The organism is Pseudomonas sp. R2-60-08W, from assembly GCF_003852335.1.
GTDB lineage: Bacteria > Pseudomonadota > Gammaproteobacteria > Pseudomonadales > Pseudomonadaceae > Aquipseudomonas.
In genome coordinates this window covers 3,739,735-3,754,241 of the sequence record NZ_CP027731.1, presented here as the reverse complement: position 1 = coordinate 3,754,241, position 14,507 = coordinate 3,739,735, and the positions used below count along the sequence as shown (strand labels likewise).

Here is a 14,507-nt window from a genome sequence, read left to right as displayed (position 1 = left end):
TCTATCCCCTGCAATTGTCGGCACGCCCACGAATCCACGACCAGTCGGCGATGCTGCCGGCGTAGTGGTTGGGCAGGTTATGGCCAGACTGGAAAGTGCCATCGAGGCTGAGCTGCCCCCGCTGTTCCTGGGTAGCGGGACGAAACGACAAGGCTCCACCCTGGATATGTACCGGCCCGACGCTGGATTTGCGCAGGGTCACGGGGCTGGCGGTGGCCATCACGGTGTAGCGGTCGATCAGGTTCGTGGCGTAGTAGAAACTCACTTGGGCCGTCAACGCGTTGCTGCTGTCGGGTTTGTAGGGATCAAGCAGTTCCACGGTCACTTGCAGGTCCGGCAACAAGGGTTGGCGGTACTGGGCAATCACGCTGGTGGTTGGGCTCTGCCAGCGGATAAGGTCGCCGCGATAGGCTTGCGCGCTGTCCTTGTTGTCCTCGTGCGTGCCTTCGATATTGAAGTCGGCGAGCACATGCGAAGTGTTCGGAGGGGCACAGAAAAATGCGCCCAGGCTGCCATGTATGCGTTGCCCATCGCTGGCCAGGTCAAAGGTGGCAGTGGGTGTGTCGGCCGTCATGCTCAACCCGGTCAGGCCAGCGCCGCCCATGGACAGTTCGGCGTTCACCCGGGCCTCGCGACTGTCGACGATCAGAACGAACAGCACCGGACCCACCTGACGGCTGACGTTCATGCCGGGCAGCAGTATCGGCCCTGGCAGGCACGGTGCCGGGGGCGCCGAAGAGGCGGAAGGATCGGGAACGAGGTCGGCGCAGCCCGAGGTCAGGGAGGCGAACTCGACGCTGGAAAAAGTGTGGCTGAACCCGTCAGGCAAACCCGTCAGCGCATGTCTGCCGGTCGCCATTACCCACAGGATGGTTGCCAGAATCGCGCCCAGTGTTAACCAGCAAACCCGGGTATAAAGCATCCGATGCTTTGTCACGCGAGGGTACCGTCCATGTCCCGTACTGCGTTAATGAAACCGGCGTACGTGCGCGTCCGCCGGCTTCAAGGATGGGGTCTGGCTAAAGAACCCGTATGGATCAGGAAAGGCTGAATGTACCGATGTTGGTGCTGGTGAAAGGCGTCTCGGAACCGCTGTCGACGATGACGCCAGTGAACAGAATGCTGAACCCCGAGCCGACGTTTTGCAGCGTCACCTTGGCGCCCGCGCGCAGGATCACCGGTCCGGCAGGGGCGTCGGCGGCGAGAATTTGCGTTGAGGCAGTGTTATTGACTTGGGTCGCCCACAGCAGGTTGTTCTGGTAGTTGAACGTGACCTTGGTGGTTTCGTTGGGATCGCCGTTATACGTGGTCACGGAGTTGCAGTTGATGGTGAGGGGCGTGGTGACGGTATTTACCGAAGTGAAGGCGTTCATTTTGAATATCCTTTTCCAGTGTTGGTCATGATCCAGGGAGCTGAATCGAGTGAGAGTCTAGGCGTGCTTCTTCGCCTGTAAAGGAAGGGCGTTAACAGAATTTGGTGCGTTTTTTCGCCAGTTTTGCGACGAGCGCGTGGCTTGCTTAGCGTCCAACTGACTGTAATCAGATGGCTTTTTGGAATGGGGCAGGGTATGGCTAAATGCCTCTAATAGCGTTTTATAAGCATCGTTAGGCCGAAATAGTCGTTCGATCAGCTCCCTGGGCACGCCCATGGGAAAAAGCAGTATTGGCTATGGAAGAAAGTGTAAAAATCCCTTCCCGGCGAAACACCTTCGCGCGTGGTGCCGGAGTAAAAACGCTTGCCTGTTTTTCCTTGCCGGTTATTTAAGAGAAAGTGTGTGAATAATTAAGGCGTATGGCTATGTGCAACTAGTGGCAATTGGCTGCCAACGCTCTAAATCAGTGCATTCAGCAATGTTTTGTATTTATATTTCCCTCGCACAGGAACTAGCGCTATAACTTCCAGTCGATACCCCCGGCTAACTCCCGGCAGGGCTATGGCGAACTAATGGCATTGTTCGGTAGTTCCAAATAGCCATACTTTTCGCCCTATCAGATATCACTTCATTATGTCGTCAGCCCCCATCAATGCCTGCCAGATGCCTGTCCCGCACACCGAGCAGGTGTGCGCATGGTTGATGGTGCATGCAGGGCTGAAGACCGTCGACCTGGACCGCGCCAGACGCTTATCCACCGAGGGTAGCGACCTGCTCGGTCTGCTCACGCGCCTGGGGTTGGTCAGCGAAATCGAACTGGCCCGCGCCTGGGCCGCCTTGCTCGATGCGCCGCTGATGCACGCCGAGGCGGCGCCGCCGTTGCTCGACCCGATCCCCGCGCTGACCGAGCGCTTCATGCGCCACTACCAGCTGGTGCCCATCGGTTGGGCCGATGGCGGGTTGCGCGTACTCGCGGCCAACCCGGCCCAGTTGTATCCATTCCAGGCCCTGGCCTATGCCTGCCAGGTGCCGATCTGGCTGGCCATCGGCCCGCGCACGGAAGTCGACAGCCTGATCGAGCGCTACTACGGCCAGGGCCGATCCGCCATGGGCACGCTGGTGGAGAACCTGGGCGAGCAGGGCGGTGCGCTGGAAGATATCGAGCACCTCAAGGACATGGCCTCCGAAGCGCCAGTGATTCGCCTGGTCAACCTGATCCTGCAGCGCGCCGTGGAGCAGCGCGCCTCGGATATTCATATCGAACCTTTCGAACACCAGCTCAAGGTGCGCTACCGCATCGATGGCGTGCTGCACGACGCCGAGGCGCCGCCGGCCAGCTCCTCGGCAGCGGTGATTTCCCGGGTGAAGATCATGGCGCGCCTAGACATTGCCGAGCGCCGCCTGCCCCAGGACGGTCGCATCATGCTGCGTATCCAGGGCAAGGAATTGGATTTGCGCGTGTCCACGGTGCCCACCGCTTTCGGCGAATCGGTGGTGATGCGCTTGCTCGACCGACAGACCGTGCAGTTCGATTTTCCCAGCCTGGGCTTCGATGGTCAGCGCCTGGCCACCTTTCTTGAACTGCTGGAACGGCCCCACGGCATTCTGCTGGTGACCGGGCCGACCGGTTCCGGCAAGACCACCACGCTCTACACCGCGTTGTCGCGCCTCAACACCCCTGAGCGCAAAATCATCAGCGTCGAAGACCCGGTCGAATACCAGCTCGAAGGCATCAACCAGATCCAGGTAAAACCGGCCATCGGTCTGGACTTTGCCGGCGTGCTGCGCTCTATCGTGCGCCAGGACCCGGACGTGATCATGATCGGCGAGATCCGTGACCTGGAAACCTGCCGCATCGCCATCCAGTCCGCGCTCACCGGTCATCTGGTGCTGTCCACCCTGCACACCAACAGCGCCGCCGCCAGCATCACGCGGCTGCTGGATATGGGCGTCGAAAGCTACCTGATCGCCTCGACCGTCAGCGGCATCCTTGCCCAGCGCCTGGTGCGCCGCCTGGACCCGGCCACCCGCGTGGCGTTCGAAGCGCCAGCCGCGTTGATCGAAGAACACGGCCTGGACCGTCTGACCGACCAGCGCCCGATTCTGCTCTACCACGGCGATTACCATGGCCGCAGCGCCCTCACCGAGTTGCTGGTGATGAACGATGAGGTGCGCGGCCTGTTAATGCGCCACGCTGACGCCGCCACCCTCGAGCAAGCCGCTCGCCGCGCCGGCTTGCGCACCTTGTATGAAGAGGGCTTGCGCCAGGCGCTGGACGGCGTCACGAGCCTGGAAGAAGTGCTGCGCGTCACCCGTGGGGAACCGGCGTGACGCTGTTCAAGTTTCGTGCGCTCGACAGCCAGGGTGTCGCCCACAACGGCACCCTGCAAGCCAGGGACCAAGCCGCTGCCGTCGCCGCGTTGCACAAGCGCGGCCTGCTGTTGTTGCAGATCGAAACAGCGGGCCGGCCCCTGTTGAGCCCCGCGCGCGGAGCATTGAAAGGCGCGGGCCTGGTCAGCTTCACGCAACAACTGGCGACCTTGCTCGGCGCCGGCCAGCCCCTTGAACGCTGCCTCGGCCTGCTGCTCAAGCAGCCCGGCTCGCCCCAGGTGCGCGGTTTGATCGAACGCATCCGCGATGAGGTCAAGGCCGGCCAACTGTTATCGGCCGCGCTGGAACAGGAGGGCGGCAGCTTCTCGCCGCTGTACCTGAGCATGGTGCGCGCCGGTGAGGCGGGCGGCGCGCTGGAACGCACCCTGCGCCAGCTCAGCGACTACCTGGAGCGCAGCCAGCGCCTGCGTGGCGAGGTGATCAACGCGCTGATCTACCCGGCATTCCTGGTGGTGGGCGTGTTGGCTTCGCTGGCGCTGTTGCTGGCGTACGTGGTGCCGCAATTCGTGCCGATTTTCCAGGACCTGGGCGTGCCGATCCCACTGATCACCGAAGTGATCCTGGGGCTTGGCGAGTTTCTCGGCGCCTATGGGCTGCTGGTGCTGGCCGGGTTGATCGCCCTGCTGTGGGCGGTGGTCATCGGCCTGCGCGACCCGCGCCGCCGCGAGCGCTGTGATCGCCGCGTGCTCGGCCTGCGCGTGCTCGGCCCGCTGCTGCAACGGGTCGAAGCGGCACGGCTGACGCGCACCCTGGGCACCTTGCTCAGCAATGGCGTGGCGCTGCTGCCGGCGCTGGTGATTGCCCGGCAGGTCTGCAGCAACCGAGCGCTGCAGGCGCAGGTGGCGATGGCCGCCGAATCGGTGAAAGCCGGTGGCAGCCTCGGCCAGGCGTTTGGCGGCCAACCCTTGCTGCCCGAACTGGCGCTGCAAATGATCGAGGTCGGTGAACAGGCCGGTGAACTGGACAGCATGCTGCTCAAGGTCGCCGATATTTTCGACGTCGAGGCCAAGCGCGGCATCGACCGATTGCTCGCCGCACTGGTGCCCACCCTGACCGTGGTCATGGCGGTGCTGGTGGCGGTGATCATGCTCGCGATCATGCTGCCGCTGATGAGCCTCACCAGCCATATATGAACTTCAAGGAGCTATAACGATGAATGCCCGACGCCGCCAAAGCGGTTTTACCCTGCTGGAAATGCTCGCCGTGATCGTGCTGCTGGGCATTGTCGCGACCATCGTGGTACGCCAGGTCGGCGGCAATGTGGACAAGGGCAAGTACGGCGCGGGCAAGGCCCAACTCGCCGGCTTGAGCATGAAGATCGACAGCTACGCGCTGGACGTTGGCTCGCCGCCCACCAGCCTGCAACAACTGGTGGACAAGCCCGCGACGGCCTCCGGTTGGGCCGGGCCCTACGCCAAGCCGTCGGAATTGAAAGACCCGTTCGGCCACGCGTTCGGCTATCGCTTTCCCGGTGAGCATGGCGCCTTTGACTTGATCTTCTACGGCCAGGACGGCCAACCCGGCGGCGAGGGCTACAGTGCCGACCTGGGCAATTGGGAATAAGCGGCCCATGGCCCAGCGTGGATTTACCCTGCTGGAAATGCTGGTGGTGATCCTGCTGATCAGCCTCGCTGCCGGCTTGCTCAGCGTCGGGCTGCGCCAGGGCCTGCAAGCGGCCAAGGAGCGTCGGGTGGTCGGGCAGATGGTCGAGGCGCTGCGCGCTACACGCGCCGGGGCGATTATCAGCGGCCAGGCGGCGCGTACCGAATTCGATCTGCCCAACCGTGCGTTCAGCGCGCCTGGCCGGCCACCGCTGCACTGGCCGCAAGCGCTGCAGCTGAGCATGCACACCGCCGAGCAGGCCGGCTCGGCGGTTGAGTTCTACCCTGACGGCAGTTCAACCGGCGGCAACCTGTTGTTGGCCAGCGGCACCCGGCGCTGGCGTATTGATATCGGCTGGCTGACCGGCAGCGTGCAGTCCAAGGCGTTGCCATGAAGCGCCAGGCTGGTTTCACCCTGCTCGAAATGCTCGCCGCCCTGACCCTGCTGGCGGTGTGCAGCAGCGTGTTGCTGGTCGCCTTCGGCCAGAGCGCGCGTTCCTTGGCGCAGGTGGCGCGCAGTGATCGGCTGGCCCATGCGGCGCTCACGGTGCTCGATCAGGAAACCGCCGGCCGCCTCGACAGCGGTGTGCGCCAGGGCGAACTGGATGGCATCCATTGGCAACTGACCGTCAGCCGCCAACAGCCGCAGCTGTATCGCCTCGAGCTGACCGTCAGCGAAGGCCCGCACCAGGCGCATTTCAGTACCTTGAAGGCGCGCCTGTGAAGCGCCGCGAGCAGGGCTTCACTTTGCTGGAAATCCTCGTGGTACTCAGCTTGCTCGCGGTGCTGCTGGTGCTGGTCGGCGGTGCCTTGCTGGGCGCCAATCGTGCGGTGACCAAGGCCCAGCTCTACACCGTCAGCCTGGACGAAATGCGTGCTGCCCAGCAGTTCCTGCGCACCGCCATCAGCGAGGCACTGCCCCTGGATGTGACGGAAGACGACAGCCAGGCCGAGGGCTTTTTCAGCGGCACGGCCGAGCGCCTGCAGTTTGTGTCGACCTTACCCGGTGTGCTCGGCGGCGGCATCCAGCGCTTTACCCTGCAGCGGGTCGACCAGGCCTTGCAGGTGCAGTTCGCACAGTTGGAATCCCACATCAACCCGGCCCGCGTTGAACCGCAGGTGCTGCTCAACCACGTCGAGCAGATGCAGTTCAGCTACCGCGGCCTGTCGCCCCTGGGCCAGCCGACCGGCTGGGTCGCTGAATGGCCCTGGCCGAGGCGCTTGCCGTATGCGGTGCGCATCGTGGCCAACGTCAACGGGCCGGTGCCGTGGGTCACCCAAGTGATCGCGCTGCGCCTGAACCTGTCCAGTGGGAGCCTGGAAGAATGAAGCGCCAGCGCGGTGCGGCGTTGCTGCTGGTGCTGTGGGTGCTGGCATTGCTCAGCGTGTTGCTCGGCGGCCTGGCCGGTTGGGTGCAGTTACAAAGTCGCCAGGCCCTGTGGCTCAAACAGCATACCCAGACGCAATTGGCGGCCCAGGCCGGCATCGCCATGGTGATGGCGCAGCAGCATTGGGTGGCCGATGGGCGCGCTATGGCGCTGGGTTTTGACGATGCGCGGCTGCAGGTGAGGCTGCGCAGCGAGCGCGGCAAGTTGTACCTGATCAACGCCTCGGCCGATGACCTCACGCGCCTGGCCCTGGCCTGCGGCGCCACGCCGGCCCAGGCGCAGCAATGGGTCAAGGCGCTCGAGGCCCGGCGCCGCCAGGGCCTGGCGCCATTTCGGGTGCTCGAAGAAGTGCGCCAGCTGCCGGGCATGACCCAGGCGCTCTACAGCCAATTGCTGCCCGAAATCACCTTGTGGAGCGACCTGGATCGACCCGATCCGGCGTTCGCCAGCCCCTTGATGCGCAAGGCGCTCAACCTGCCAAGCCGCAATGCCGAGGGCGCCGACCCCGGCCAGGTCGTGGAAATCGACAGCCGCGCCGAGCGCCCCGGCGGTTACCAGGCGCGCGTGCGCATTACCGTTTCACTGAGCCCAGCGGAGGACAGCGCACAGCCCTATCGGGTGCTGCGGTGGCAAGAATGAATCGACTCGAACCTATCGCCCGCCATTGGCGCGGCAGCCTGGCCCAACAGGCCTGGCGCCTGTGGCTCACGGAGTTGCGCGGCTGTGTGCCGGGCTGGCTGGCACTCAAGGAACCGCCGGAGCGCATCCATCACTGGCCGCTGAGCGCGCCGCTCGAACTGGGCCAAGCGCGCCAAGTGCTGATGCTCGGCCCTGACGACGTGCTGCGCCAAACCGTGCACCTGCCCCTGGCCGCGGCGCGCAACCTGGCCAATGTGGTGGGGTATGAACTGGACCGCTATACCCCGTTCGATGCCGAGCAGGTGTACTTCGTCGTGCGCCAGGAACAGCGCACCGCTACGCACCTTGAGGTGACGCTGGTAGCGATCCTGCGCGAACGCCTGGACCAGATTCTCGCCGACTGCGCCACCCTGGGCCTGCGGCCTCATCGGGTGGATGTGGCAGGCATGGGCATCGACTTGTTGCCCGCCAGCCTGCGCCCGCGTCAACACCCATCGGGCATGGGCTTGCAACGCAGCCTGCCGTGGCTGTGCGGCGCCTTGCTGATCGCGGCGATGCTGCTGTGGCTCAACGACCGCCAGCGCGTCCTCGATGCCATGCAGCACAGCGTCCAGCAACAAAAAGCCCAGGTGGCCCAGGTGCATGCCCTGCGCCAGCAACTGCTCAATACCCAGGGCGCGGCGCAGTACCTTACGCGCCGCAAACTGGCACAGCCGCCCTTGGCCGGGCTGCTGAATGACTTGACCCGCTGCCTGCCGACCGACACCTGGCTCGAGCAATTGGACGTCAAGGACGGTGAGATTTCCATCGCCGGTCAAAGTGCCAAGGCCAGCGGCCTGATTACCCGGATCAAAGGCTGCCACCGTTTGGAAAACGCCCAGTTCGAAGGGGTGATTCAACCCGATGCGCGCACCGGCAAGGATCAGTTTGCCCTGCGTGCCCACTTGCGCCAGGAGGCTGCCGATGCGCCGACCCCTCACACCCCGTGAACGTCGTGGGGCCGCCTTGCTGGTGCTGGCCGCCGTGCTGGGCGCGGCCTATTGGCTGCTGATCGACAGCTGGTTCGCCGGGCCGCTGCGCAGTATGGGCGCCCACGCCGAACAGTTGCGCGAACAACAGCAACGCTATGCCAGCCTGTTGCGCCAGGGCGATGCGCTGCGCCAGCAGCTGGAGCAGGCACGGCAGGACCCGGCCAGCAGCGCCAGCCTGTTGCCGGGGGATGACCCCGACGTGGTCGCCGCCGACCTGATGCAGCGCCTCGCCGACCTCATCGCCAGCCAGGCCAGTCGTGGCGGCGGTTGCAGCCTGACCCAGCGCAAACCCATCACTGCCGGGCAGGACGCTGGCGAGCCGTATCGACAGGTCAAGGTCAGCCTGACCCTTGAGTGCGCCATCGAACCGTTGACCGCTATCCTGCATGCGCTGGAGTATCAGCCGCCGTATCTGTTCGTCGATGAGCTGCGCATCCGGCGCAGTCGCGAAGCGCCCGCCCGTGGCGGCGCGGGCAAGTTGGTGGTCAACCTGCTGGTGCGCGGCTACTTGCAACCGGCGCGGGTGGCGCCATGAACGGCACACTGCGCCCCCTGGAATGGGGCTTGCTCGGCCTGGCCGGGTTACTGGGACTGTTGATGGCGGTGATCCTCAGCAGCATCGGCGATGAACCGCAGTGGTTGCCCGAGGAGCCTGCGCCGGCGCAGCCCGCCGTCAACTTGCAGGCGCCGCCGACGGTGGCCCTGGCCGACCTCGCCGGTACCTGGCAAGCGCCGCTGTTCAGCCCGGATCGCAGCCCTGACCGTGTGGCGGGCAGGACGCGGGTCACCAGCCTGTCGAACCTGAGCCTCAGCGGCATCATGATCACCGGCAATCTGCAAATGGCCATGCTTAAACAAGCCGACGGCCCACCCCTGACGGTGCGCCTGGGCCAGAGCCTGCCCAACGGCTGGCGCCTGGAACACCTCACCCCGCAATCGGCGCGCTTCGCCCTGGACGGACGCACCCAGACCCTGAGCCTGTACGGCAAGCGGCTGCCCTCGATTTCTCCTTCTCGCGAGCCACTCCCTTGATTGATATGCGCACCCCGTTGTTTTGCCTGGCCACCACCGTCGCCCTCGGCGGCTGCGGTGCGTTGCCCGACCGCCTCGACCCGGATAAAGAACTGCTCCACGAAGCCCTGCAGGGCACCGGTTCGCAACGCCCGCCCAGCGAGGCGCCCGTGCTGCAAAGCTCCCAGCCCGAGGCGAAATCACCCGCGCCGCGCCAGTTGATTCGCGGCAACCAGCAGTTCCTGCGCGCGCCTGCATCAACGCCTGCGGTGAAGGAGGCGGGCGGCGACATCGTGTTCAACTTTCAGGACCAGCCCATCGAAGCGGTGATCAACAGCGTAATGGGCGACCTGCTGCACGAAAACTACAGCATCGCCCAAGGCGTGAAGGGCAACGTCAGCTTCTCCACCTCCAGGCCGGTGGATAAGCAGCAGGCGCTGTCGATCCTCGAAACCCTGTTGTCCTGGACCGATAACGCCATGATCCGCCAGGGCAACCGCTATGTAATCCTACCGGCCAATCAGGCGGTGGCCGGCAAGCTGGTGCCGCAGATGCGCGTGGCGCAGCCCGCCAGCGGCCTCTCGGCACGCCTGTTCTCGCTGCGCTATATCTCCGCCACCGAGATGCAGAAACTGCTCAAGCCCTTCGCCCGGGATAACGCTTTCCTGCTGGTGGACCCGGCGCGCAATGTGCTGAGCCTGGCCGGCACCCCGGAAGAACTGGCCAACTACCAGGACACCATCGACACCTTCGATGTGGACTGGCTCAAGGGCATGTCGGTGGGCGTGTTCGGCCTGCAACGCGCCTCGGTGGCCGAGCTGATGCCCGAGCTGCAAGCCATGTTCGGCGCCGACAGCGGCACGCCCCTGGCGGGCATGCTGCGGTTCTTGCCGGTGGAGCGCACCAACTCGGTGGTGGCGATTTCTTCCCAGCCCCAGTATCTCAGCGAAGTGGGTGACTGGATTCGCACCATCGACGAGGGCGGCGGCAATGAGCCGCAGATGTACGTGTACGACGTGCGCAACATGAAGGCCGCGGACCTGGCCAGGTACCTGCGGCAGATTTACGGCAATGGCGCGATCAAGGACGACACCCCGGCCAAGGTCGCGCCGGGGTTGCGCACCACCACGCTGTCCTCGTCCACCAGCGCAGGGCTGCAGGCCAACACCCCCGCGCCCGCCGCCGAGGAACCCACGCAGGAGAGCAGCGAGGAGACTCCGGCGCCGCCCATCAGCGACCTCGAAACAGGCACCCGCATCACCGCGCAAAAAAGCAGCAACCAACTGCTGGTGCGCACGCGTCCGGCGCAATGGAAAGAAATCGAAGCGGCGATCAAGCGCCTCGACAACCCACCGCTCCAAGTGCAGATCGAAACGCGCATTCTCGAAGTCAAACTGACCGGCGAACTCGACCTTGGCGTGCAGTGGTACCTCGGCCGCCTGGCCGGCAACTCCACCAGCACCACGGTGGCCAACGCCTCCGGCAGCCAAGGCGCATTGGGCGGTGGCGGGGCAGGGCTGGGGGCGGCGGATTCGTTGTTCTATTCCTTCGTCAGCTCCAACCTGCAAGTGGCCCTGCACGCCCTGGAAACCAACGGCCGCACCCAGGTGCTGTCGGCGCCGTCGCTGGTGGTGATGAACAACCAGCCGGCGCAGATTCAGGTGGGGGACAACATTCCCATCAGCCAGACCACCGTCAACACAGGCGACGCCGATACCACCTTGAGCAGCGTCGAATACGTGCAGACCGGCGTGATCCTCGACGTGGTGCCGCGCATCAATCCGGGCGGGCTGGTGTACATGGATATCCAGCAGCAGGTCAGCGATGCACAGAGCGCGGGCAGCGACAGTGAAACGCCGGTCAATCCACGGATTTCCACGCGCTCAGTGTCGACCCAGGTCGCGGTGCAAAGCGGGCAGACCGTGTTGTTGGGTGGGCTGATCAAGCAGGACAACGCCGAGAGCGTCAGCGCCGTGCCGTACCTGGGCAAGATCCCCGGCCTGCGCTGGTTGTTTGGCAACACCAGCAAATCCAAGGACCGCACCGAGTTGATCGTGCTGATTACCCCAAGGGTGATTACCAGCAGCAGCCAGGCACGGCAGGTGACGGATGATTACCGCCAGCAGATGCAGCTGTTGCGGCCCCTGTAGGAGCGAGCCCTCCCACATCTGGAATTTTGATCGTTCCCACGCTCTGCGTGGTAACGCCTCCCGGGACGCTCCGCGTCCAGCTTCCGGCCGATGCTGCTGCGTACAGGTGACGCAGAGCGTCACGAGCTGCATTCCCACGCGGGAGCGTGGGAACGATTTTCGAACGCCGTACCAATGTGGCTGAGACATTATTTATATGAATAAAGACATTTATAAATAATGAAATTAACAAATATTAGCTTATGCCCAAATAGCATTGTATTTTTAAAATCCATTCCGTTATGTTTGGTCTCAACAGCCTACCCCAGACCCCGGATGGTACCCAGCGTGATTCAGATTCTGCGCACCTGACCGGGTAATCCCCGGCAGCAGAATCGTTGGAACGGAGTTCAACGTATGTTGCCCCTTCAAGCCCCTCGCTCGCCCCACACCTAATTCAAACCGCACCCACCCTTTGAACACCGGCCATGCCGCGTCTGACGCGTGCCTGCCCGACCCTGCGATTTGAAAAACCGGGATCAGCGATGAAGCATGTTCTACCCCCCACCGCAGCCTTGACTTTTTCCCTGCTGGCCGCCGCGGCCCAGGCCCAGGGCGACAGCACCCTGTCCACCGTGGTCGTCACCGGTAACCGTGGCGCCGAGCAACGCACGGTCACCAGCAGCCCGGTGCCTATCGATGTGGTCAGCGCCAAACAACTGCAAAGCACCGGTAAACCCGGTTTGATGGAAGCGCTCAGTGCGGTGATTCCATCGCTGACACTCCCGGAAAAAACCGGCTGGGACGCCAGCGGCATTGCCCGCGCGCCCAACTTGCGTGGCTTGAGCGCCGCCGAGGTGCTGGTACTGGTCAATGGCAAGCGGCGTCATACCAGCGCGACCCTGAACATCAACGGCATCAACACCGGCGCCGCACCGGCCGACCTGGACCTGATCCCCATCAGCGCCATCGACCATGTGGAAGTGCTGCGCGACGGCGCCGCCGCCCAGTACGGTTCCGACGCCATCGCCGGGGTGATCAATGTGATCCTCAAGGCCGACACCAGCGGCACCTCGGTGACCAACGCCGGCCTTGGCTATGACGGCAAGAAGCAGACCGTGCAGCAAAGCCTCAACAAAGGCTTTGAAATCGGCGACGGCGGCATCGTGCAACTGGCCCTGGATGCGCGCAGCCAGAATGACGACAACAAGGCCAGCGCCAACGGCTACACCTACGAACAAGCCTACGGCCTGGCCGGCAAGTCCACCTACGGCGGCTACGGCACGCCCAAGACCAACCTGCTGACCCTGGGCTACAACGCCGAACTGCCGATCGACGACAGCCTGAGCCTGTACTCCTTCACCACTTACTCACGGCGCAAGGCCGAGCAGGGCCAGAACTTTCGCCTGCCGACCATCACCAACACCATCACCACCGGGCCCAACGGTTATCCGGCCGGCTACACGCCCACCTGGTACATCGACGAAGACGATTTCCAGGCCGCCTTCGGCGGCAAAGGCACCGTGGGCGAGTGGGACTGGGACCTGTCCACCACCTACGGGCGCAACGAAGCGGAGCAGGGCACCACCCATAACCAGAACCCGTCCCTGGGCGAGGCCACGCCGAACAGCTTCACCTCCGGCACCTGGATTTCTACCGAGCTGACCACCAACCTGGACGTCAAGCGCGGCTTCGATATCGGCCTGCAAAAGCCGCTGGACCTGTCCTATGGCCTCGAGCACCGACGCGACACCTATGAGGTGCAAGCCGGTGACTACGCGTCCTATGCCAACGGCGGCTACTGCGTGGCACCGGGCAATTGCGCGTCGTCCGGGGCCCAGGTCACTAACGGCATTTCCCCGGACGAAGAAAGCACCGCCTCGCGCAACAGCGTCGCCGGTTACGTGGATGCGGGCTTCAACCCGCTGCCGGACTGGTACGTGGGCACCGCCGTGCGCTATGAGCATTACAACCAGGGCGTGGGCGCTACTCGCAGCGGCAAACTGACCACGCGTTATGACTTCACGCCGCAATTCGCGGTGCGTGCCACGGTGAGCAATGGCTTTCGTGCGCCGTCCCTGGCCAACAGCCTGTTCAGTGCACGCTCGACCACCTATGGCGTGGTCGACGGGGTGTACCAGTCGATCAACTACGGCGTATTGCCAGTCGGTTCGGCGGCGGCCAAGGCGTTGGGCGCCGAGGACCTCAAGCCCGAACGCTCCACCAACTTCAGCCTCGGTTTCACCCTCACCCCTACCGACCGCCTGAGCTTCACCGCCGATGCCTACGTGATCAACCTGCGCGACCGCATCACCCTCACGGGCACCTTGCTCGGGCCGGAAGTTACCCAGGTGCTGCAGAACAACGGCGTCAACTCCACCTCTGGCGGCCAGTACTTCATCAACGGTGCCGACACCCGCACCAAGGGCCTGGACCTGGTCAGCAGCTACAACCACGACCTGGGCGCGTTCGGTGCCGTGAAGTGGACGGCCGCGTTCAACTGGAACCAGACCAAGATCCTCAATTACAAAGAATCGACCACTATCCTCGGCACCTCCTACGAGCTGATGGACCGCGAGGCGCGCAACCTGATCACCGACGTGCAACCCAACACCAAGCTGATCCTCGGCGGTGACTGGAGCATCGGGCGCGTGAACCTCAACCTGGCCCTGACGCGCTACGGCGCCTACAAGGAAGTCAACGCATCGGCCAATCGCGACCTGGACCGCGTCTACAGCGCCAAATGGATCACCGACCTCGACCTTGGCTACAACCTCACCAAAGACCTCAACCTGGCCATCGGCGCCAAGAACCTCTTCGACATTTACCCCAAGAAACAAGGCGTGCCGAGCAGCACCATGCTCGCCAGCTACGGCACCTATTCGCCCTATGGTTTTACCGGCGGGTACTACTACACCCGGCTGACTTATGCCTTCTGAGGCCT

Annotated in this window: 14 protein-coding genes; 12 read left to right on the top strand and 2 right to left on the bottom strand. The window is 64.0% G+C overall.

Features of this window, described 5'->3' with window-relative positions:
- Window position 1: 1 nt before the first annotated feature.
- Entirely contained in the window at window positions 2-937 is a 936-nt protein-coding gene (locus tag C4J90_RS17025; protein ID WP_124420405.1) for a hypothetical protein, read from the bottom strand.
- Window positions 938-1,037: 100 nt separating this feature from the next.
- On the bottom strand, window positions 1,038-1,373 hold the full coding sequence (locus tag C4J90_RS17020; protein ID WP_124420404.1) for a hypothetical protein: 336 nt from the start codon (window positions 1,371-1,373) through the stop codon (window positions 1,038-1,040).
- A gap of 663 nt (window positions 1,374-2,036) precedes the next feature.
- Here C4J90_RS17020 and C4J90_RS17015 point away from each other — a divergent pair.
- From C4J90_RS17015 to C4J90_RS16960, 12 genes are all read left to right on the top strand, one after another.
- Window positions 2,037-3,704: a GspE/PulE family protein gene (locus C4J90_RS17015; RefSeq protein ID WP_124421230.1), complete on the top strand. Its 1,668-nt coding sequence runs from the start codon at window positions 2,037-2,039 to the stop codon at window positions 3,702-3,704.
- Entirely contained in the window at window positions 3,701-4,897 is a 1,197-nt protein-coding gene (gene gspF, locus C4J90_RS17010) for a type II secretion system inner membrane protein GspF (RefSeq protein ID WP_124420403.1), read from the top strand. Before C4J90_RS17015 ends, gspF begins: the two co-directional genes overlap by 4 nt.
- Window positions 4,898-4,916: 19 nt before the next feature.
- Entirely contained in the window at window positions 4,917-5,327 is a 411-nt protein-coding gene (gspG, locus tag C4J90_RS17005) for a type II secretion system major pseudopilin GspG (protein WP_124363483.1), read from the top strand.
- 7 nt (window positions 5,328-5,334) lie between these two features.
- A complete protein-coding gene (locus C4J90_RS17000) occupies window positions 5,335-5,760 on the top strand; it encodes a Tfp pilus assembly protein FimT/FimU (protein ID WP_124410345.1) in 426 nt (141 codons plus the stop codon).
- Window positions 5,757-6,089, top strand: a complete 333-nt coding sequence (locus C4J90_RS16995; protein WP_124410344.1) for a type II secretion system protein — start codon at window positions 5,757-5,759, stop codon at window positions 6,087-6,089. Before C4J90_RS17000 ends, C4J90_RS16995 begins: the two co-directional genes overlap by 4 nt.
- The gene (locus tag C4J90_RS16990; protein ID WP_124420402.1) at window positions 6,086-6,694 is read left to right on the top strand and encodes a prepilin-type N-terminal cleavage/methylation domain-containing protein; all 609 of its coding nucleotides are present in this window, start codon (window positions 6,086-6,088) and stop codon (window positions 6,692-6,694) included. Before C4J90_RS16995 ends, C4J90_RS16990 begins: the two co-directional genes overlap by 4 nt.
- Window positions 6,691-7,392, top strand: a complete 702-nt coding sequence (locus tag C4J90_RS16985; RefSeq protein WP_124420401.1) for a general secretion pathway protein GspK — start codon at window positions 6,691-6,693, stop codon at window positions 7,390-7,392. Before C4J90_RS16990 ends, C4J90_RS16985 begins: the two co-directional genes overlap by 4 nt.
- Window positions 7,389-8,381: a type II secretion system protein GspL gene (locus tag C4J90_RS16980; protein WP_124420400.1), complete on the top strand. Its 993-nt coding sequence runs from the start codon at window positions 7,389-7,391 to the stop codon at window positions 8,379-8,381. Before C4J90_RS16985 ends, C4J90_RS16980 begins: the two co-directional genes overlap by 4 nt.
- A complete protein-coding gene (gspM, locus tag C4J90_RS16975; RefSeq protein ID WP_124420399.1) occupies window positions 8,356-8,958 on the top strand; it encodes a type II secretion system protein GspM in 603 nt (200 codons plus the stop codon). Before C4J90_RS16980 ends, gspM begins: the two co-directional genes overlap by 26 nt.
- Window positions 8,955-9,455 (top strand): general secretion pathway protein GspN, encoded by a 501-nt coding sequence (locus C4J90_RS16970; protein WP_124420398.1) that lies wholly within the window; start codon window positions 8,955-8,957, stop codon window positions 9,453-9,455. Before gspM ends, C4J90_RS16970 begins: the two co-directional genes overlap by 4 nt.
- 5 nt (window positions 9,456-9,460) lie before the next feature.
- Window positions 9,461-11,584 (top strand): type II secretion system secretin GspD, encoded by a 2,124-nt coding sequence (gene gspD / locus C4J90_RS16965; protein ID WP_124421229.1) that lies wholly within the window; start codon window positions 9,461-9,463, stop codon window positions 11,582-11,584.
- A gap of 524 nt (window positions 11,585-12,108) precedes the next feature.
- Window positions 12,109-14,502, top strand: a complete 2,394-nt coding sequence (locus C4J90_RS16960) for a TonB-dependent siderophore receptor (RefSeq protein WP_124420397.1) — start codon at window positions 12,109-12,111, stop codon at window positions 14,500-14,502.
- Window positions 14,503-14,507: the final 5 nt, after the last annotated feature.